A 20,663-nucleotide genomic window follows, 5' to 3' on the forward strand; every position below is an offset into this window, starting at 1 on the left:
ATTAATAATCATATATTTCACTATCGAGGTAAGCATGAGCCAAAAAATTACAGAAACCAGCAAATTCTTAAGCTACATTTTACGCCATAACCCTGACTCCATTGGGTTAAGTCTCAATATTGAAGGCTGGGTGAAGATCGACTCCTTAATCAAACATGCATCAACTGCTGGAAAATGTCTCGACCGAGATACTATTCTTCTAATCGTTGAGAGTAGTGATAAGAAACGTTTTGCTATCTCTGAAGACGGCCAATCAATACGTGCAGTTCAGGGGCATTCTAACTCCAATGTTAACATTGCTTACGCCTCAGTGATCCCACCTGAATTTTTGTACCATGGAACTGCAATTCAGTTCATTGATTCCATAAAAATGCAAGGTCTATTATCTCTTACACGCCAATATGTCCATTTATCGGCTGACGAGAAAACTGCACTTAATGTTGGCAAACGCCACGGAAAACCTATTGCATTGAAAATTAATGCCTTGCAGATGTACCAACAAGGCTTCATTTTTCATCAAGCAGACAATGGCGTTTGGTTAACAAAAAATATACCTGTGCAATTTATCATTGAGTAGATTTACTCGTCTTCAGCTCGTTCTTCTTTGTAGTGAGCTGATTCAGCCCGAGCAAACTCTAACCACGCGTCAAAACCATCCAGACTATAACGTTTACTCCAGTCAATCTCTTTTATAGGAGCACCGTAATCATGAAAATAAATTTTAGAGTTGCCACTAGGGTCATCCCCATCAAAGCATGCTAAAACAACGTAGCCATCATTATAATAACCAGAAAGGTCAACAGCAATAGCGAATGGAATCAATTTCTTATTCACATACTTTTCGCACATCGAAGCATAATGACTTAGAGTTATATCATCACTTCTACGAAGAAAACTCCATGGTTCAATATCCTCTTCGAAGTTCTCACTCATCAGAACAGTATATTTTTCTGGGAACTTAAACCCAACAGGAAGAATGTTCTGATCATATAAAGAGAAATTTGTCATTATTTTTTACCCTTAATTTTTGGCGATTGATATGAGCCGTAAGGATTTTGCTCACTAAATTTTCCAGATTGGTTGTTTATTCTTCCTTGAATAGCCTCTCCCCAAGTATTGAATTTCTCCCAACCACGAGCCTTCTGGATTTCAGGCGTCAACGGATCATTGTATGCTCGTACCGTTGCTTTTACATCAATCCCTGCATCACGTGTGGATTTGACCCTTTATATCCAGACGCTTTTTCTCTCTTATGGTTACGATAACTTTCTGCGTATATATTCTCGTGGTGAGCGGTATCCCAGCGCACTGTGCGGATGATGTTCATTGTAATGGCTGAACGCCACTGCCAGATTTATCAACGCCATCTGGCTGTCCGCTTTTGGCATGATGCTGATGTAGTCCCGCTTTATCGTCTTCACGAAGCTTTCTGCGATGCCGTTACTTTCCGGGCTACGCACTCTTGTCGTGCACGGTTCAAGCCCCAGTATCGGTATCGCGGCTCAGATCGGCGACATCCTGCTGCTGATTATCCTTGTCACGGACAGTGATTGTGCCGTCAGCAACCGCCGCATGGGTTGTCCCGGACGCATCATCATGCGCCCCGATGCCGATAATCGGGATTGCGCCAGCCTAACGTCCCCGTATCCAGCGAGTTTTTATCTGCGGTAGACGTGCTGGCGATGTCCGAATCGGCGGACGGCACAAAGTAGCCGTTATTGCCGGAGGGCAGGGGATAGTTACCGTAAGAAATGAAAGAACGTTTTTACATAAAGTGCTAAAAATGCAACGTTACATAAATTGGTAATATTTCCTGAAGCGGCCTCGCAGATATTAATATTGTTCTTTCATCCAGTACTGTACTTTTATTCATCAGGGTATAATAGACGCAGCAAAGCAACCGAAAGACCGCAACAGGAAAATTGATAAAATAGAATATTCTGATTATTAAAGAGCGCGGCATGAAAGTGTTGAAGCACTTCCATGCCGCTGACCACAGACAACTAAGCTGGAGTTGAATATGGCTGACACCAATCTTAAGCCAGGAACCACCATTGCCAAAACACAATCGAACTTTTTGGCAGGAAATACAGAAAAACACGAAGTAGTACGCAAAAATAACAATCACAGCTTGCCTAAGAAAGCAGAACCCAAAGTCTTAAGGGATATGACGGTCAGCTACGTCAGCATCCGTCATTACGATCGTAAAACTAACCGAACTAAACGCTACACCCGAAGCGCCAGCCTGCGCCTGAACGGCACCTGGATGGAAGAAGCGGGGTTTACCACAGGCACCAAAATTGATGTTCGCGTGATGCCGGGTTGTCTGGTCATCACCACCCGGCCCGTGGAGACACCGCTGATGAAGGAACTCAACAACATCAGTCAGTTGCCAAAAGAAGAGCAGCAGCAGGCGATATTCTTTCTTCAGGGCGTGGCGGCTAAAGTGGCGCTTGAGACGGCGTAAGTGAGATAAATACATCCCAGCCGCAAGGGCTGGGATTCATTAATAACTACCACCATCTAGGATAATCGTTAAAGGCATTGCATATCGATTGCCTAGCAGTACCATCAAGATTTTCACTTCCTTTGGATATGGAGATACCACCATTGATATCTTCCTTCATACACGACCAATTAAGCTGACCATTTATTGGATCTAATACCAACTCAAAACTATCGTTCATATCCTTGAGACTGGCGAGCCTGTCACTTTTCATACAGCTGATAAACTCGTCAAAACACTGACATTCGATCCAGAACTGAGAGCTAACCTCGGCCTTATAACCAAATTTTTTAACCGTGATTATGACACTAAACTTTAACGATGGAACATGCTCATCAAGTTCAATGACGTCCAGCTTTATACATATAGGATTAGTAATTTCTATATCCATTTAGTGAGACCCTAAGTAACGTGCATGGATTATTGTCGGCAATTCCCCGTCAACGCGAGGCGGTTTAATTTCTAACTGCCAACCATCAACCGTAATTCGCTCTCCATATGGCATATTAGTTTTAGTTGCTGTGTTTACGGCAGCCTGAAAACTTCGGAGTTCTTGTTGGCTGGCGAGACGTACTGCTTCAGGCAAATGTGTAGCAGCTTTCGATGCCGCATATTCTGCCATGTGCTCGGTAGCATTTCCATGCACCCATACTTTTGCCCATTAGGTAAGGACATTTCAAATGACTGAGGAATTACTGATCCTGGGTGTACTGGTTGTGTTGCCTTTATCGAATCAAACACCGTTCCTGTTGATAGCTGATTGTTTGTTGCATACTTTGCTACCAAAGAATCTATCTTACTGACAGCAGCAGCACCCAGCACAGGAGTCATCGACATGATCTTCTAAATTTATCATTTTGACTGTTGCCAACGCAGAGATGAGCTCACCATCGTAATACTTGCCCGCAAGCGGATCCTCGGCCAGTATTTCTAATGTTCTTGGCATTAGCTGATCGATGCAGATTTCCTGGCGAATTGCACGACAAACATCTTCAACGGACAATTCTTCTAACGGGATATCAATGACATGCTCAAACCATTGTTCAAGCGGCGATTGTTGGTCAGCATTTTGTGTTTTATTGATATTTCCTATCAATTTGCGGAGGGTAATCATATTCCATGTCCTTTCAAAGCTGATTCAATCTTATCAATAGCATCAGTTGTTGCCAAGCATCCCGCCCGGAAAGGGCGGATTTATTGATATCCACTTATCCTTTACACCGACTTAATGCCAGTCGAAGGCCTGCTCCAATTTCAGCAGGAGAATTGTCGGTTGAAAGAATAACATCTTCAATGCTATCTCCCTTTGTTCCTCCCCAACCTTCCAGTTTTTCATGGCGAGTGGGCCGTATAGTGATAACTCCATTGACACAATGAATAATGCAATGTTTCATATCCTTGAATAAAGCACTTTTGGTTTTATAGCCGTATCTATCCATCAACCTGGCTATCCAGGCCGCATACTTCTCCTTACCTTTCTCAAGGTCAAAAAAAGCAACACGATCCTCAAATTTATTCAGTGTCCAGCTATTGTACAAAGCCTGTAATATAGTTTGACCAGCACATTCGTCGTCAGCTTCAGGTAGTAGTAAATGGGGTGGAAATAGTGGATCTGCACTAGTTCTTCCTTGCCCTGATTGAGTTTCAATTAGTAAAAACTAATTAGTACAATAACAAGTTGCCCAATAATCTTGTTCTTTATTAAATTTCATTATTTCACCTGAGTCACTTTAACGGTTACACCCAGACTTTTACCGTACTCAATAGCACTATTTATCTCTGTCCATTGTGTTTTAGTAGTATTGGCCGGAACTTTGAGTATGTGAAAATCCTCCCGCCCAGATAGGGCGGGATTGTAATCAGTTATCGTATTTAAAATCGATATTAATCTTAAGCGTTTCAATATTTACAGTAACTTCACAGCCATGCCAGAATGGCTTTTCTTGTGATTTAAAGTTCTCTACAAAAAAATTCCTCAGCTCGACCAGAAGATCCAAAAGCCGTTCACTGGCATCTGCTGTTTCAGTTACCCAATGTTGATCACCCTGTTTATCCACATAGTCATATGTAAATTCTCCACAGTCACTTTCCGGCTCTAGCTTAGCGTATAGAATAATTTTAATCGCATTTTCAGGTGCGATAGAGAGTAATACTGAACCGATATCATTATATATTTCTTGATCAGACCGCATTACTTACCTCCAGGTGAGTTATTAAATACTTTTTCAATCGGGCGACCACCATCAATTGAATACACTACTTTAAATTTCTCAGGTCTGACACTGTCCCCAATATACGACGGCTGAATGTTGACCTTAACCTCTTTTCCTTCCCCTAATGCTTTTGCCCACGTATTTTCCATCTGCTTCCAGGCTCCTTTGTTCAGATTTCCATCCATCGGAACAAGGTTCAATTTTTCACCAGGCCCATTAAAAATGCTGGCTATTAAATGACCACCTTCATCTCCATCAAAGCCACACTTACCTGCTTTACATTGTTGATAGCCATTTCTGTCTTTTACATTAGGACTAAGAGTTGCTTCAACCTGGCTTGGTCTTGCCTGAGCATCAGTTTTATAAATTTTATCACCATCTACATGATAAACTTTATTCGGCTGTGGGTTATTTAGCTCTTTGCTCCAGTTCCCTTTACCACCTGAGTCCAGCATCACCTTTTCAAGTGACTCCGCACTGATTTTCTGACCTGTCTGTTTTTCAACAGCCATCAGAGCCTTCAACTCTGACAACTCGCTGGCAGACATTTTGCCAACCGTCGCTACTGTCAGGCCCGCAGGAAGAGCATCTCCAGCGGCCATTTCCGCAACCCAGATACTGACTTCATTTGCACACAGTATAGTATTCGCACCACAGGCGCTGACTGCTGCCTGAGCGGCTGCAATTGCTTCCGGAGTCAGAGCAATCACTACCCCACCTGTAGCCCCTCCAACAAGCGCTGCTGCAATCGCTTTGTTTACAGCCTCACCGCGTTTACATTCAGCCCCACCAGGACTAGTCGAGCAGGAGGCAATATCTTTGCCATGCTCCTGAACAAACTTCGTCTGCGCATCTTCGTTACCTGCAATGAGGTTGTTTTCAGCCGCATTCTTCCCGGCAGCCGCTCCGGTAGCCACACCCGCAGTGTTCCCACCGGCAATACCACCCGCCATGCCTGCTGAGATACTCGCCAGCGTGCTCAGCGTCTGTTTCTGATCTTCGGTCAGGGTCGACAGATCTTTCACATCCGGATACATCGCTTTCGCGATGGCACTTGCGATCAGTTCTCCACTCGCAGCACCTGCCGCGCCAGCTGCGGCACTGTTACCCTGAAGAGCCGCCGTCACGCCGCCGAGAATGGCATGAGCAATGGCTTTCGCTGCATCGTTATCATTGATTCCGGCATTGTGCCCAATGAAGTTTGCCAGCTCCGGAGCCGAAGCCCCTGACAGTGCACCCGCAATATTGCCGCCCGCCAGGCCCTGAAGCGCTGCCGTCGCGGCCTGGATACCACGCTGAACTGCACCACCGGTGCCCATACCTGTCGCGTTAAAGGCTTCGTTGTAGTAGTTCTGATAAATCTGATTGCTGATATCTTCCGGTTTTGGTGTTTTGCCCGGATTTGCCTTCTCCCACTGTGTTTTGGCAGCGTCACGGTCTTCAGGCGTCACGCTGTTCATGCGCTCTTTGGCCGTTTTAATGGCGCTCAGCTCACCCTGCGTCCGCGCAATATCCGCCACCTGGCCGCCGATGTCGCTGATCATCCCGATTTCCTTCAGGCGGTTCTGCTCTTTCTCTTTGTCGAAGATCGGGCTGATGCTGTCGTTGGCATGTTCGGTGTCACGGCTCAGGTTCGCCACGTCCTGCTTCTGGTTTGCCTTGTCGCGGATGGTGAGGGTGCCGTCTGCCACAGCGGCCTGGGTGGTGCCTTCGGCATGGCCTTTGTTGCCCGCCGCCGACATCATCCCGCCAGGCATGTTGCCCTTGAACTGGTCGCCGAAGCTGCCCGCACCGCTGAGGCTGATGCCCGAGTGCTGGGTTTTGAAATCCGCTTCGTTGTGAATATCCGTGAAGCCCAGCGTCCCGGTATCGAGGCTGTTTTTATCTGCCGTGGCAGTAGAAGCGATAACCGCACCATTAAGCTGGGTGTGGTTGCCGACGGTGATATCGAACCCACCATCCCCGGCAAACATCCCGGTCTGCTCGGCTACGGAGTCGAAGCGGCTCTTCATCTTGTCCTGGCTGGCAGAGATGTAGCCGGAGCCCGTCATGCTGCCGAAGGTGAAGCTGCCGCCCGCCGCCACGCTGGTCTGTTTGCTGTCGTAGTCGTTATTGTCCTGCTGGCTGCGCATCAGCAGGTCGTGGCCCACATCGGCGACAATTTTATTGCCGTTGACCTGCGCCCCGTTGAGTACGGTGTCATTCCCGCTCTTAATGGTGACGGTTTTGCCGCTGTCGAGGGTGGTTTCGGTCCAGTCGGTGCCGTTGCCTTTGTCTTTGCCTTTTGCCGCGTTGACGTTGGCAAACACGCTGATGCCCGCACCGTTACCCCCGGCACCGATGCCCACGCCACCGCCACTGCTGCTGTTCTTGCCGCTGGACTGTTGGGTGTTAGCGGCCCCGCTGAGAATCACGTCGTTCTTCGCGTCCAGCAGCGTGTCGCCGCCCGCTTTCAGCTGGCTTCCGGCAATCACGATATCGCCGTCGCCTTTTTTGCCGTTCGCAGTGATGGAAAGGTTATTGCCCGCGTTCAGGGTGCTGCCCGCCACCGCATCGCTTTCGGCATGCTGCTGCGATTTGGATTTCTGCGTGGTCAGTGAGAGGCTGACGCCCATCGCGTTCGGGTCGGCCGTCAGGTTAGCCGCCTCAGCCGCCTGTCCGGCCTGCACGCCGGAGAGGACCGTTTTGGTGGCCTGGAGTGCCTTCAGGCGTCCGTCGCTTTCCTCTCTGGTGTTCTGCGCCGCCGTGACAGCATTATTAATCGCACTGCCCACGGTGCCGGACAGTGCCACTGTCAGCCCGCTTTTCTTCTGCTCGAAAGTTTCATCGCGGGTGCGTTTGTCGTGACCCGGGTCGATGAGCACGCTGCTGCCGCTGAGGCTCATGTCCTTCCCGGCAATCAGGTCCGCGCCGCCAATGTGCGCCTGGTTTCCGGCAGCGATAACCACGTTGCCGCCTGTAGAGCCGACAGTGCTGAAGCTCTGGCTTTGCGTGGTGCCCGCTTCACGCAGGTCATGGGTGGATTTACTGCTGCCGACGGTGATGCCGATACCGCCGGTGCCCATCAGGCCGCTCTTCTTCTCTTCCTTAAAGCGCCAGGAGGAATCGGTGTTGGTGGCCGCCACGATATCGACGTTGTTGCCCGCGCCCAGCGCCACGGTGTTATCGCCCACCACGGAGGAACCTTTCACCAGCAGGTTGTTACCCGCCTGCACGGTGACATTGTCGCCTGAAAGCAGGGTGCCTGCCTCGCGGGTCGCGCTGTCTTCCTCAACAGTGTGGGTCGTTTTCTTGCTGAGGAGCCCTTTTTTAGTCTTCGTCTCTTCCTGGTAGTGATAGTCGCTTTCCGTCGCCGTCGTCAGGTTCACGTTCCGGCCAGCCGCCACGCCGATATCGCCACTGGCGGTCACCTGCGCCGCTTTGCTGTTCACGTCGCGTCCGGCGAGTATCGTGGTGTTGCCGGAGCTGGCGATTTCAGTGCCCTGCTGGCGCACGGACTCGTCGATAACGATTTTCTTGCTGCTGTGGCTGCTGCTGCCATTAACCGTCGCTTCGGCCTGCAGATTGACGTCGCGTCCGGCCTGGATGCCGACATTGCCTTCCGCCGCGATGCCTGCGGCCTGGCTGGTCACGTCCCGCCCGGCTAACAGCGTCACGTTCTCGCCCGCTGAAAGGGTGGTTCTGTCTGCGCTGCTCTGATGGCTTTCGCTGCCACCTGTGCGGCTGGTCTGTCCGTTGCCCGCCGCGTTCAGGTTCAGGTCATTGCCTGCCACCAGCTGCGCGGTTTTGCCTGCGTCGATGGCGCTCGCCGTCACGTTCAGGTCGTTGCCCGCCTGCATCACCGCGTTGCCGCCCGCCGTGAGGCTGCTGCCATGGCTGGAGATGGACGACGTCGCCGTGTCTTTTTGCCCCCAGAATCCCGACTGGCTGCTGCTGTCGGTTATCTGGTTCGCGGCGATGTTGATGTTGTTGCCCGCGCCCATCGCGAGGTCGCCGCCTGCGGCCACGTTCGCGCCGGTGATGTTGATGTCTTTTGCTGCCGACATACTCAGGCCGTCGGTAGCCGTGATGGCGGCGGTTTGCCCGACGTCGGTACCGCTGACGTGCACGCTGCCGCGACGGCTGTCGTCGCCCACGCGCCACTGCTGCGTCTGGGTGATGTTGTTGATGCTGCCGCCGACGCTTTCCAGCTGGACGGTTTTGCCGGACATCGCCGAGCCGATGTTGTTGATATCGCCCAGCGCGCTCAGGTCGAGCCCACCGCCCGCGTTGATCAGCCCGGCGTTGAGGTTGCTGAGGCTGTTGCTGCTGTCGATGGCAAGGCTGTTCTGCGCCAGCAGCGAGCTGCCGCTGTTGGTGAGGTTGCCGCCCGCCAGCTGCACGTTGCTGCCGCGGATCACGCTGCCGCTCTGCACCGTCACGTCTTTTGGCGACAGGTACACTTTGGGCACCATCACGGTCTGACCGTTAATGGTGGCGCTTTCGTACCACAGAATACTGTGGTCAAGTGCCGCCACTTGTTCGGCACTCAGCGCCACGCCAAACTTCAGGCCGAGCGAGCTCTGCGCATCGGCGGCGCTGTCCATCAGGTAGCGCATCTGGTCGAGATCCGAGCCGATGCCGTTGATATAGCGCGTCCCGGTCTGGTTCAGCACGGTGTTCGACACATAGCGGGTATCAAACGCCGCATCGCCGAGGAAGCGATAGTCCTTGTCCGGGTTCAGACTGAGGCGGCCCAGCATGTACGACGAACCGAGGAACTGATTCATGTCCGTGTACTGGCTGCCCGTCTCGCGCGGGGCCGCGCCCGGGTTCATACCCAGCAGCTGATACAGATCGCCAAACAATGAGGGATCGAGCTGACCCAGGCCATCGAGCTTAGGGTTAACGGTGATCAGATACGGGCTGTCCGGATCGCTGGACGGCACAAAGTAGCCGTTATTGCCGGAGGGCAGGGGATAGTTGCTGTCGATGCCGTCAGGTGCCAGCCCTGTGCCGCCACCGATAGTCTGGCTGGCAGTGGTGTCCTTCCAGTCCGGGCCGGTGATAGCCTGGGTTCCGGCATCCGTCAGCGCCTGTGGGCCCGCACCGCCATCCACAGACTGTGCGGATGGTGTGTTGAGGCTGGGGGCAACAATGGTGTTACTGATTTTGCCCGCGTTGGCAGTGGTGTTGGTGTTGCTGATGTCGTTGGTGAATGTTGCGTTGACGTTGCCACCCGCCTGGATCACCGCCCGGTATTGCTGGTTATCTGCTGCGTAATCAGTCCAGGTATCTGCAAGATCATAGGCGATCCCCGAATCCTTATCCTCCTTCATCGCCTTCAGCCAGCCTTCCACCGTCTGCCCGCTCGGGAACGGGTCGTAATCCGTGGTGCAATACGGTTTGCAGCTCCAGGTAAATTTCTCCCGGGTCGACCACTTGCCAGCTTCAGCAGACGTATTATTCAGGGTACCCCCGTGCAGGGTGATATCACCGTTTGCCAGCAGGTAGCTGGATTCATTGGTCAGCGTACCGGCGTTCACCGTCAGATTGTTGCCGGAAGCAATACGACCTGCCCCACCGTTCGCGGTGACGGTCGTTTCTTTCTGATTCACCAGCACCGTTTTTTCATCATAGGTGAAAGCCGGCACCAGCCAGTAAGAAGTCGTACAGTGGGTATTCACTCCTCCGGAACACAGGGTATTCGATGCCACCCCAAGGTTATCTTCACCGAGAGACACATAGGAAACATGCAGCCATGACTGGTCAGACGGCATAAACTCCTGGTATGTGGTGTCCACCTTCAGACCGTCACGGGTATTCAGAAGGTTTGCGGTGTTGATGCTGATGTTGCCATTGACTGTCTCAATACTGCCGGAACGATTAATCACCTCACTGTTTGCCGTGCCGCTGGCGTCTTTCTGCATCACCAGGTTGTTGCCCGCCAGCATATCGCCGCGCAGGTTCTGGATGCTGCTGGCAAACAACGACAGGTTATGGCCCGCATAGAGCAGGGCGGTGTTAACGATCGACCCGGCCGCGTTCAACAGCAGGCTGCCTGCGGTGCCGGTGAACCCGTTGAGGCTGATATCGCCCTGGCTGGTCAGGCTGACGTCGCCGCCTGCCTGTAAACTGCCGCTGGCGTTCAGCGCAATCTGGCTGCCGCGCAATACCGTGGTGCCGCTGCCTGCGGTCAGCTGGCCGTTGTTGGTCAGACTGCCCGCGGCATTCAGCGTGATGCCGTTGCCCTGCAACGTGGCTCCGTTGGTGATATCGCCCAGGCTGCTGATGGCGAGCTGTCTGTTCGCGGCAATCACGCCCTGCGCGCTGAAGCCGTTGGTGAGCTTCAGCGTCAGGTTGCCGAGCGCCACCAGCTGGCCCGCGCCGCTCAGCGAGACCATTTCGGCAAGCATATCGCCGCCGCTGAACACCTTCCCGCCCGCGTTGTTAAGGCTGTTCCCTTTGAGCGTCAAACCCTGAGTGCCGAGCAGTGTGCCGCTGTTGGTCACGGTCCCGGCGTTCACGTTCAGCTGAGTGGCCTGCAGAATGCCGTCGTTGGTCAGGCTGTGGCCGGTGAGCGTCGCCTGGTTCGCGGCTATCACGGTGCCGTTACTGGCTAACTTCGCCACGTTCAGCACCAGGTTCGTCGCCTGTAGCCAGCCGCTGCCGCTGTAGTCCGGCGTGATGAAGGTCAGGTTGCCGCCGGAGAGCATTTTGCCGCTATTGCGGGCCTGCGTTGCCGCGCTGAGCGTGGTGTTGCCGTGGCCCTGAATCGTACCGTCGTTAGTCAGCACCGGCGCGGTGAGGTTCAGCGCGTTCTGGCTCAGCAGCACGCCGCTGGCCTGGTTGGTCAGGGCATCCAGCAGGGTGAGCGTGAGATTGCTGTCGCCCTGCACGCGCCCGCTGTTGGTGAGCGAGCTGGCATTGATTTGGGTATCCGCTCCCTGAAGCTGTCCGCTGTTGCTGATGTCTTTGGCGTTGACGTTAAGCTGCCCGCCGGTCAGCATTTTGCCCTGCTGTTGCAGGTTGCCGTTGAGCGTCACGTTCAGGCCGTTAACGCCGCTGATTTCGCCGCCGTTGCTGAGCGAATCGCCTTTCACCTCCAGCGTTTTGGCGCTAATCAGACCTTGGTTGCTCAGCGCTTTGCCGTTCAGGCGGGCGTCGCCCAGGGCGGTGATTTTGCTGCCGGTAGCAGCGATCACATCGCCGCTCAGGGTCAGGGCTAAATCCAGCGCGCTCTGGATCGCGCCGCTGTTGTTGAGAGAAGCGCCGTCCAGCGTGATGTTCTGGCCCTGAAGGCGACCGCTGTTAGTCACGTCCCCTGCGCTAACCGCCAGCGCTTTCTGGCTCAGCAGGTCGCCGCTGTTGTTAAGCCCGCCCGTGCTGTTCAGCATCAGGCCGTTCAGGCCAGTCAGCATGCCCTGGTTGTCGATACTGTTCTGGCGAAGCCGGAGCGTGTCGCCCTGAAGCGTGCCGTCGCTGGTGAAGGTTGTCCCGGTGAGCGACAGGTCGCCCGCCGAGAGAATACGGCCGTGGTTGGTCAGCGCGGGCGCGTTCAGGTCGACGTTGCCCTGGCTCATCAGGTCGCCGCTGTTGAGTAACGACGTCGCCAGCGCGGCATTGAGATTGCCGGTTGCCAGTACGGAGCCGCTGTGCGTCCAGCTGTCGGCCTGAGCGGTGAGGTTCTGTCCCTGCGTGGTCCCCGCGGTATTCAGGGTTTTGCCCTTGAGGGAGAGATCGCCCGCCGTCAGCCAGCGCCCGCGGGCTCCCTGCGTGAGCGTGTCACCGGCAAGCGTCAGTGAGCCGGTTCCCTGCACCAGGCCGTCACCGCTCAGCGTGGTCGCGTTGACCTTCAGCGTGTCAGCCATGATTTTGCCGGGATTGCTCAGCGTCGTGGCGTTAAGCGCCAGGCCTTTGTCGCTGGTGATAAGCCCGCTATTGCGGATATCCGGGATATCCAGCGTCAGATTCGCCGCGCTGTAGAGGGTGCCGTTGTGCTGGTTGTCCAGCTGTTGTGTGTCAATGAGCAGGGCCGAATTGCCCTGCATCAGTCCGCTGTTGGTCAGGCGCTGCGACTGCGTGTTCAGGCTGGAAGCCACCAGCACGCCGCTGTTGGTCAGCTCCGACGCGTGAAGGGTGAGCGATGCCGCGCTGCTTTTACCGCTGTGGGCCAGTTTTTCGCGGGCGTTCACCGTCATGGCTTGTTGTGCCGCCTGGGTGCCCGCCAGCGTTGCTTCCCGCGCACTGAGGCTGAGATGACCGCCGCTCTGCAGCTGTGCGCTCGCGGCGGTACTGAGACTGTCGCCCTGCAACCGTAGATCGCCGCCGGCACTGGTTTCCCCGTCCAGCATCGCCGTAGCGGTATTCAGCGTCATGGCCGCATCGCTGTGGGTCACCGAATTTTTGCCGGAGGTCAGGGTCTGCGCATTGACCGTCAGCCCTTTACCGCCGGACAGCACGCCGTTCTGCGTCACATCCTGCGCCTTCAGTGCCAGCACATCGTCGCTGACCAGCGAGCCGGTGTTGCTCAGCTTCCCGCTGGCGGTGATCTCCGCTTTGCCTTTCGCGCCGGTGCTGCCGCTTTGGGTAAAGTCTTGAGTATTGATGGCCAGGTTGCCGCCGCTCAGCAGGGAACCGCTGTTACTGAGCGTTGAACTGTCCACGCGCAGGGAAGCACCCTGCACGGTGCCGCGGTTATGCAGCGTGCCCGCATTCAACTGAGCGCTGTTCTTCGCCAGCAGCTTGCCGTCCTGGGTCAGGGTGTTGCTGCTTACCGTCAGGTTTTGCCCGGCGGTCATCTGTCCCTGCGTTTTCAGCGTGTCACGGGCGTTAGCCGCGATATCGCGGGCGGCGTTAATCTGGCTGGCGCCATCCTGACGGATGTTTTTCGCGGTCAGCGTTGCATCGCGTCCGGCGGTCAGCTTTTCATTGGCGTGCGAAATCGTGCCGCTGGCGTTGAGTACCAGGTCGCCGTCGCTGTTCAGCGAACCGTTGCTCAGGGCAATGTCGCCCTGGCTGTTGAGCGATATATTGCCGCTGGCTTTATGATCGCCCGTCAGAGCGAGGCTTTCACTTTTGGCGGACAACGCCCCGCTGGCGAGGCTGTCAGTGACCGTCAGTTTGCCGCTGGCATCGAGGGTGATGTCCCCCTGGCGGGCATTCAGGTTTCCGAGATTAACCCCGACGCCTTTTTCGCTGGACACCAGATGAATGCGGTTGGCGTACATCCCGCCCAGCGCGCCGGTATCTACCGCCACCGTGGGGGCGCGGCCTTCACCCTGCTGCGCCTGTACGCTGCCATCTGCGCCAACCCGGTTGGCCCCGGCAACCACCTTTAAATCCCGGGCATGGATGGCGGCGTTCACTTCGGTTGCGCGTGAAATGATTGACAGCGCATCACTGCTGCTGGCATCCAGTCCTTGCCCCTCGATGGTGATGCTGCCTTTTTTCACGTCCAGCGCCTGTAAATTGCCGCTGGCGTCAAAGACCGGTTTCCCCGTGGTCAGCGTGACCTGCGGGGTGTTGATAAATCCACAGCCGTTGCAGGTAATGCCATACGGGTTCGCCACCATCACGTTCGCCGCTTTACCTGCCACTTCCGTATAGCCCTGAAGCTGTGAACGGTTGCCGCCGGTCACTTCATTGATGATGCCTTTCGCTTCCTTGCCCGCGGTCAGGTTCGGATTGCCGGTGATAACCCCGCCGAGCTGAGTCTGGTTCAGCTTGTCGGTGGCGTTGTTCAGGATCAGACCTTCTTTGCCGACGTTGTAGTCCTGGAACGCGTTGTGCGAAATCCCTGCGCCGTCTGGCGTGGCGATGTTCACCACCGGGACCCCGTTCGCCGCATTGCCTGCGGAGGTGTCGCCCGTTGGCGTCAGCGTGGCGGAAATCGCAGGCAGCAGAGGCTGTCCGGCGAGCAGGGCGCTCATCAGATAGCTGAGCAGGCGATAGGTGAAGCGAACAGGAGGCTGCTGATCCATGACGATAATCCTTTAAAACGCGACGGCAACGCGGGAGTAAATGCTGACATGATCCGGCCCAAGCCAGCCCGGGTAAATCAGAGGAAGCCCGACGGTGAACGAGGTGGACAGCCACCGGCTGGCGGTTCTCAGCCCTGCGGCGGTGCCCCAGAGCGTGCCTCCGGCATAAGGATCAAGCCTGTCGGAGTGCAACCAGCCACCATCGACGGCGGCTAACGCGCTGACCTGGCCGATGACCGGCAGCGTAAACAGCGTGTAGTTGAGTTCGTTTCGCCAGTACGCGCCGTTGTCACCTGAAATATACTGTTCTTTAAAACCGCGCACGGAACTCTCGCCCCCCAGCGTCAGGCGCTCGCTGCCGTACAGGCGGTCCGGCGACCACTGCCCGTAGGCGCTCGCCAGCCACCACAGATTCTCAGCCACCGGGCGCTGAAAGCTGGCATTAAGACTCCATTTACGGAACTGCGCTTTCGGCAAATCGCCGTTTTTGTTGCCGTCGCTTTCGGCGTTCAGCCACGGCATGCCGCGGCTGAGGGTCGGGTTAAACGTCGCCACGCCACCGAACATTTTCTGGGTATGGCTCAGGCCAAACTGCAGGCTGGTGAGTGTGCGGCTGCTGCTTTTCAGCAGGACATCGTCGAGATAGTTATGGTTGATGCGATGGCTTAAGCCCACGGAGACGCCGGTTTTGATATCGCCGTTGCGGAACAGGACGTGCGAGAGATTGACGCGGTGCGTTTCGGTATCACCGCTTGAGCGCCAGAAGTCGCCGTTGTTATCGAGGGTGCTGAGATAGTTGTTCCAGCTGTAGCTGTAATCCAGCAGGCTGTAGCCGTAGGGGATGCTGACGCCCGCCGCAAAACTTTGAGCGTCTTTAGCATTCGAAAACGCGCTGCTGCGCCCGCCGTAAATAAACCAGTTGTCGGCCAGCCCCAACAGGTTATTGCCGTTCAGCCCGGCGTTAATTTGCCCGACGCCCGTACTTTTCTGGCCGCTGTTATCAACGCTGACTGAGCCGGAAAGAGGAAATTCTGGTGTGGCGGTCAAATGAACAATCGACCATCCTTGCTTATCGGCTGGCAATATTTCAATCTGAACCGGCGTGGTACGGGCACGGTTAATTTGTTCCATGCCCTGTTCAATATCCCGCAGGTTAAGAATATTGCCTTCCAGTCCTGGAAACGTCATTTTCAGCTCGCGCTCAGGCGCGCCATCCATGCGTATTTTCTCGAGTCGCCCTTCCAGAATAGCCAGACGCAGCTCGCCAGAACGTAAATCCTGCTCCGTCAGAAAAGCGCGACTGGTGATATATCCCCGGCTGATGTACCAGTCAGAAACCGTATTTGTCAGTTGATTAATACGCGCCATATCCAGGCACTGGTTCAGCCAGGGCGCGACTAATTTCTGCTGTTTGCGGGCATCAATAAGGGTGGCGCCATCAAGCACAATACGCTTGATGGTGAAACAGGGGCCGGACGTCGGCACAGGCTGTTCAGGCTGAGAGGGGCGCGCCAGCGGCGCGGCGCGATCCAGCGACTCACGCTGCTGCTGGTTCTGAAGGAGCAATTGCTGCTGCTGTTGTTCGATACTGTTGCGATCTGCTGGTGACAACGGGGCTGCGAAGACTGACTGACTCAATGCCAGTAACACCCACACCGGGTATAAAACTTTCATCCCTGATCCTGTATGCCTTTGCGACTTACGTTATGAATGTATTTCATGACATTCATTTACATTTGCGGCTACTTTATACTCAAAGGCGGGGCTATTAAAACAGCAAAAGTACGGATACGGACAATTTTCAGATTTGTCTCCGCGCTGTGTTAAAAAAAATCAGAATATTATGATAAAAAATCCGATGCGATATGTTAAACGCGCTCACTGCTCAGTGAGCCTGAACGGCGGCAATATATCTGCAGGCTGTCACTTCGATAACCGTTCACGGTGAGTCTCTGATAAGGAAAATACAGGAGGGATAACCGGAGATTGACTCAGTATCACGAAGCTATCGCCTCCCTGATTTTCTTATTGATGCAACGGTTGGCCACAGGCAGCCAGTATTGATTCATGCATCGCTTCTGAAAGCGTCGGATGTGCAAAGATCATCGACAGGAGACTTTCATGTGTGGCTTCCAGGTGACGGGCGATACCAAAACCCTGGATCTGTTCGGTGACCTGCGCGCCAACCATATGCGCTCCCAGCAACTCGCCGGTTTCAGCATCGAAAATAGTCTTTACAAAACCCTCCGTCTCTCCGCTGGCCAGCGCCTTACCATTCCCCTGAAAGGAGAACTTACCGATCTTGACTGGCCGTCCTCTGGCCAGGGCAGTCGATTCTGTGAGGCCCAGACTGGCAACCTGGGGTCGGGAATAAGTACAACCGGGCACATAGTCGCGATCAAGAGGGTGTGTGCCTTCGACGCCAGCCAGTGTCTCAATGCAGATCGCTCCTTCGTGGCTGGCCTTGTGCGCCAGACACGGCGGGCCGGCTACATCGCCGATGGCATAAAGCCCGAATACGTTAGTGCGACAAGCCGTATCCGTCTTGATAAAGCCGCGGTCTAACTCGACGCCCAGCGCTTCCAGCCCGAGATCTTCAATATTAGGCTGTACGCCAACCGCCAGCAGCACACGTTCGACTTCCTGGAAATATTCGGTGCCGGTGTTTTTCATCGTGCAGCGCACCCCAGTATCGGTGAGCTGTACTTGCGTCACCAGAGTCTGGGTATGGACCTGTATGCCGCGCCTTTCAAATGATTTACGCACCGCAGCAGACACTTCAGCGTCTTCAACTGGCAGAATCTGCGGGGCTAGCTCGACCAGCGTCACTTTGCAGCCAAGATCGTTATAAAGGCTGGCGAACTCGACGCCAATCGCCCCTGAACCGATGATTAATAGCGACTTTGGCAATCGCTCAGGCTGCAGTGCCTCGAAATAGGTCCAGATATATTCACCATCTGGCGTTATGCCTGGTAATGCTCGTGGCCGGGCCCCCGTTGCCAGGATCACGTGATCGGCCCGGTAATCGTGCTCTTCCCCTCGGGCATCCGCGACCGTGATTTGTCCCTTGCCGCGCAGTCGCGCGGTGCCATCAATCACCCTGACGCCATTTTTCTTCAACAGGTACTCAACCCCACCGGTGAGCTGTTGCGACACGTTACGGCTAAACTGCACCAGTTTCTGCAGATCGAAATTCACCTCACCCACACTGAAGCCCAACTGACTGGCATGGGTGATACTGTGCGCGACCTCGGCACCATGCAACAGCGCCTTGGTTGGAATGCAGCCCCAGTTCAGACAGATGCCTCCCAAATGTTGTTTTTCCACTAATGCGGTACGAAGCCCTAGTTGACCGGCACGGATGGCGGCAACATATCCCCCAGGCCCACCGCCGATGATCAGCACATCGTATTTATCGTGCATAGCTCGTCTCCTGGATAAACATCAAGGTTGGTGTTTCAATCAGTCGCTTGAGTTCCCGGAGAAAAGCCGCGCCTTGCGCCCCATCGATGATCCGGTGATCGCAGGATAGCGATACCGTCAGTTGGTGGCGCGCGACGATTTGCCCGTCGCGTACTACCGCCCGGACCTCGCCGGCGCCAATTGCGAGGATTGCGCTTTGCGGTGGATTGATGATGGCGTCAAACTGCCGTACTCCGAGCATACCCAGGTTTGACAAGCTAAAGGTCCCCCCCTGGAATTCTTCGGGCTTCAGCGTGCCCGCTTTGGCTTTGGTCACCAGGGTGTGAATTTCGTTCGATATGTCGCTGACCGATCTGCGGTTCGCCGAGCGAACAATAGGGGTAATTAACCCGCCAGGCAGCGCAACGGCCACCGAAATGTCGGCATCCGCAAAGCGGCGGATACTTTGGGTTGCTTCATCAAACTGTACGTTGACATCCGGCACCGCCACCAGAGCCAGGGCACAGGCCTTAACCAGCAGATCGTTAACCGAAATCTTGACGCCGGGTACTTCGCTGTTAATTTCCTGACGTAACGCTAACAGTCGTTCCAGATCAAGATCGACACTCAAACGGAAATGGGGGGACTGTTGCTTGGACGTTTGCAGGCGAGCAGCGATAGCCCGCCGCATACCGGACATGGGGATGTTCTCAAAGGTTGCCGGGATACTCTCCTGCACAGGACGGGTCTGCGAGTGTTCGTCGAGTAACAACGCCGTGGCCAGCACATCATCACGACTCACCCGGCCACGTGAACCGCTGCTTCGGCAGTCATGTAAGTTGATACCCATTTTGCCAGCCAGACGGCGCGCCAGCGGGGTGGCCGATACCTGGCTATCATCGGCATGCGAGCGGGGGGCTTTGCTGCGACGAACGGGGGGCGTTGGAGAGACGATGCGGCCACCGGCGGCAACGATCGCGCTTTCCACGTCAGACACAGAGATACGATCGCCACGTCCGCTACCGCGGACCTTTTTCAGGTCGACACCCCAGCGTGCAGACAGACGTAACGCATGGGGAGTGGCATTAACCTGAGTCACATCGGTCACGCCTTGCAGACTGACGGGGACTTCGGTCTGCCCAACGGGCGCCACGGGGTTGTTGGAGGGGAGCGAGACAACGGCAGGCGGCTTAGCGCCTGCCTGCGCAGTGACGTCCGGCTCGGTAGCCTTCGTGCCAGAGGCTGCTGTTTTCTCCGTAGCCAGACTGGCCGCAAATTCGTCCAGTTCAGCATCGCTGACCGAAGCGTCAGCGGCCAGTGCCAGCACGGCTCCTACCTGGAGAGTATCCCCCTGTCGGGCGATTATCCGACGTAATGTACCGGCAAAGGGGGCCTCCAGCACATTGACGATTTTACTGGTTTCAATCTCACAGATTTCCTGCCCTTTGGTGAAGCTGTCACCCTCCTGGATTGCCCACCGGGCGAGCAAACCTTCCTCCATTGAAAGCCCCCATTTGGGCATTTCAAGCGTCTTGATTTCGCTCATAGATTAATCCTCCAGCACTTGACGGACGGCTGCTTCGATACGTTCAACGCCAGGGACCCAGAGTTTTTCGAGAGCAGGGGAGAACGGGACCGGAGTGTGTGGTGGCGTCACCAGCAGAACGGGCGCTTTGAGGAAATGGAATGCCTGGGAAGCAATCAGTGCCGCGACATCATGAGCGAAACCGAAGCGTGCTGCTGACTCGTCGACAATCACTACACGCCCCGTAGAAGCCACCGATTCCAGAATACCTTCTTCGTCCAGTGGCGAAATAGTACGTGGGTCGACCACCTCGACCGAGATCCCCTCCCTGGCCAGTTTGTCCGCAACCTGGTTTGCTTTATGTACCATTGCCGACAAGGCAATGATGGTGACGTCCTCTCCTTCGCGAGTATAGTTGGCTACACCTAGCGGGATGGTATAGCTCTCGTCCGGTACTTCGCCCTTGAGGTCGTAAAGCATTTTATGCTCGCAGAATACCACGGGGTCGTCGTCGCGAATTGACTGGATTAACAGCCCCTTGACGTCATAAGGTGTCGATGGCACCACCACCTTCAGTCCTGGCGTGGTCGCAAAGATATTATAGGGTGACTGTGAATGCTGGGCGGCGGCAGAAAAACCTGCGCCGATCATACCTCGCATCACCAGTGGTGCCCGGGCTTTGCCACCAAACATGTAGCGGAACTTAGCCGCCTGGTTGTACAGCGCATCGTGGCTCACACCAAAAAAATCCATGAACATCAATTCCGCTACTGGCCGCAGACCGGTTGCTGCGGCGCCGGCAGCCATACCGATGATTGCCGACTCTGTAATGGGGGTGTCGATCACCCGCTCAGAGCCGAACTGCGTCCACAGCCCTTTAGTGACACCGAGTACACCGCCAAAGGCTTCTATCTTCGCGTCTTCGGGCGCATTTCCGCCATGACCGCCACGTAAGTCTTCACCAATGAGCACAACGCGTTCGTCGCGTTCCATTTCCTGAGCCAGGGCTTCCTTGACCGCTTCACGATAGGTTTTTATCGCCATTGTTATCACCC

Annotated in this window: 13 protein-coding genes and 2 pseudogenes; 2 read left to right on the top strand and 13 right to left on the bottom strand. The window is 54.9% G+C overall.

Going from position 1 to position 20,663, the window contains the following annotated elements; all coding sequences use genetic code 11:
• Positions 1 to 34 precede the first annotated feature (34 nt).
• On the top strand, positions 35 to 577 hold the full coding sequence (locus FNY10_RS00080; protein ID WP_141965272.1) for an RNA 2'-phosphotransferase: 543 nt from the start codon (positions 35 to 37) through the stop codon (positions 575 to 577).
• Positions 578 to 579: 2 nt separating this feature from the next.
• Here FNY10_RS00080 and FNY10_RS00085 read toward each other — a convergent pair whose 3' ends face one another.
• From FNY10_RS00085 to FNY10_RS27240, 3 genes and pseudogenes are all read right to left on the bottom strand, one after another.
• Positions 580 to 1,008, bottom strand: coding sequence for a hypothetical protein (locus FNY10_RS00085; protein ID WP_141965271.1), 429 nt, complete (start codon positions 1,006 to 1,008; stop codon positions 580 to 582).
• A 248-nt stretch (positions 1,009 to 1,256) separates the two neighbouring features.
• Positions 1,257 to 1,487 (bottom strand): annotated as a pseudogene (locus tag FNY10_RS00090) (integrase core domain-containing protein); the annotation flags it as partial.
• A gap of 1 nt (position 1,488) precedes the next feature.
• Positions 1,489 to 1,684: pseudogene (locus FNY10_RS27240) on the bottom strand (hypothetical protein); the annotation flags it as partial.
• A gap of 336 nt (positions 1,685 to 2,020) precedes the next feature.
• Here FNY10_RS27240 and FNY10_RS00095 point away from each other — a divergent pair.
• Positions 2,021 to 2,467: a SymE family type I addiction module toxin gene (locus tag FNY10_RS00095; RefSeq protein ID WP_141965270.1), complete on the top strand. Its 447-nt coding sequence runs from the start codon at positions 2,021 to 2,023 to the stop codon at positions 2,465 to 2,467.
• Between the two features lie 46 nt (positions 2,468 to 2,513).
• On the opposite strand, the gene FNY10_RS00100 is transcribed toward FNY10_RS00095, so the two are convergent.
• From FNY10_RS00100 to FNY10_RS00140, 10 genes are all read right to left on the bottom strand, one after another.
• Positions 2,514 to 2,897, bottom strand: coding sequence for a hypothetical protein (locus tag FNY10_RS00100; protein ID WP_141965269.1), 384 nt, complete (start codon positions 2,895 to 2,897; stop codon positions 2,514 to 2,516).
• A 405-nt stretch (positions 2,898 to 3,302) separates the two neighbouring features.
• A complete protein-coding gene (locus tag FNY10_RS00105) occupies positions 3,303 to 3,620 on the bottom strand; it encodes a contact-dependent growth inhibition system immunity protein (RefSeq protein ID WP_160702251.1) in 318 nt (105 codons plus the stop codon).
• 94 nt (positions 3,621 to 3,714) lie between these two features.
• On the bottom strand, positions 3,715 to 4,155 hold the full coding sequence (locus tag FNY10_RS00110; RefSeq protein WP_228267437.1) for a contact-dependent growth inhibition system immunity protein: 441 nt from the start codon (positions 4,153 to 4,155) through the stop codon (positions 3,715 to 3,717).
• Between the two features lie 62 nt (positions 4,156 to 4,217).
• Positions 4,218 to 4,409, bottom strand: a complete 192-nt coding sequence (locus FNY10_RS27245; protein WP_141965268.1) for a hypothetical protein — start codon at positions 4,407 to 4,409, stop codon at positions 4,218 to 4,220.
• Complete coding sequence (locus FNY10_RS00115) at positions 4,366 to 4,698, bottom strand: immunity protein YezG family protein (RefSeq protein ID WP_141965267.1); 333 nt, start codon at positions 4,696 to 4,698, stop codon at positions 4,366 to 4,368. The genes FNY10_RS27245 and FNY10_RS00115 overlap by 44 nt, the downstream gene beginning before the upstream one ends.
• Positions 4,698 to 14,681, bottom strand: coding sequence for a hemagglutinin repeat-containing protein (locus FNY10_RS00120; RefSeq protein WP_160702249.1), 9,984 nt, complete (start codon positions 14,679 to 14,681; stop codon positions 4,698 to 4,700). The genes FNY10_RS00115 and FNY10_RS00120 overlap by 1 nt, the downstream gene beginning before the upstream one ends.
• Positions 14,682 to 14,693: 12 nt before the next feature.
• A complete protein-coding gene (locus FNY10_RS00125) occupies positions 14,694 to 16,355 on the bottom strand; it encodes a ShlB/FhaC/HecB family hemolysin secretion/activation protein (RefSeq protein ID WP_160702247.1) in 1,662 nt (553 codons plus the stop codon).
• Positions 16,356 to 16,706: 351 nt separating this feature from the next.
• Positions 16,707 to 18,104, bottom strand: coding sequence for a dihydrolipoyl dehydrogenase (gene lpdA / locus FNY10_RS00130; RefSeq protein WP_141965264.1), 1,398 nt, complete (start codon positions 18,102 to 18,104; stop codon positions 16,707 to 16,709).
• Entirely contained in the window at positions 18,094 to 19,629 is a 1,536-nt protein-coding gene (locus FNY10_RS00135) for a 2-oxo acid dehydrogenase subunit E2 (RefSeq protein ID WP_160702245.1), read from the bottom strand. Before FNY10_RS00135 ends, lpdA begins: the two co-directional genes overlap by 11 nt.
• A gap of 3 nt (positions 19,630 to 19,632) precedes the next feature.
• The gene (locus FNY10_RS00140; protein ID WP_160702243.1) at positions 19,633 to 20,652 is read right to left on the bottom strand and encodes an alpha-ketoacid dehydrogenase subunit beta; all 1,020 of its coding nucleotides are present in this window, start codon (positions 20,650 to 20,652) and stop codon (positions 19,633 to 19,635) included.
• Positions 20,653 to 20,663: the final 11 nt, after the last annotated feature.

It is taken from the genome of Klebsiella sp. Lac1 (assembly GCF_009825425.1).
In the GTDB taxonomy this organism is placed as follows: Bacteria; Pseudomonadota; Gammaproteobacteria; order Enterobacterales; family Enterobacteriaceae; genus Klebsiella; species Klebsiella electrica.

Bases quoted from the DNA above. Each gene is read 5' to 3' on its own strand.
- FNY10_RS00100 (WP_141965269.1), bottom strand. From the start codon at position 2,897: ATGGATATAGAAATTACTAATCCTATATGTATAAAGCTGGACGTCATT.
- FNY10_RS00080 (WP_141965272.1), top strand. From the start codon at position 35: ATGAGCCAAAAAATTACAGAAACCAGCAAATTCTTAAGCTACATTTTA.
- FNY10_RS00120 (WP_160702249.1), bottom strand. From the start codon at position 14,681: ATGGATCAGCAGCCTCCTGTTCGCTTCACCTATCGCCTGCTCAGCTAT.
- FNY10_RS00115 (WP_141965267.1), bottom strand. From the start codon at position 4,698: ATGCGGTCTGATCAAGAAATATATAATGATATCGGTTCAGTATTACTC.
- FNY10_RS00140 (WP_160702243.1), bottom strand. From the start codon at position 20,652: ATGGCGATAAAAACCTATCGTGAAGCGGTCAAGGAAGCCCTGGCTCAG.
- FNY10_RS00085 (WP_141965271.1), bottom strand. From the start codon at position 1,008: ATGACAAATTTCTCTTTATATGATCAGAACATTCTTCCTGTTGGGTTT.
- lpdA (WP_141965264.1), bottom strand. From the start codon at position 18,104: ATGCACGATAAATACGATGTGCTGATCATCGGCGGTGGGCCTGGGGGA.
- FNY10_RS00095 (WP_141965270.1), top strand. From the start codon at position 2,021: ATGGCTGACACCAATCTTAAGCCAGGAACCACCATTGCCAAAACACAA.
- FNY10_RS00135 (WP_160702245.1), bottom strand. From the start codon at position 19,629: ATGAGCGAAATCAAGACGCTTGAAATGCCCAAATGGGGGCTTTCAATG.
- FNY10_RS00105 (WP_160702251.1), bottom strand. From the start codon at position 3,620: ATGATTACCCTCCGCAAATTGATAGGAAATATCAATAAAACACAAAAT.
- FNY10_RS00125 (WP_160702247.1), bottom strand. From the start codon at position 16,355: ATGAAAGTTTTATACCCGGTGTGGGTGTTACTGGCATTGAGTCAGTCA.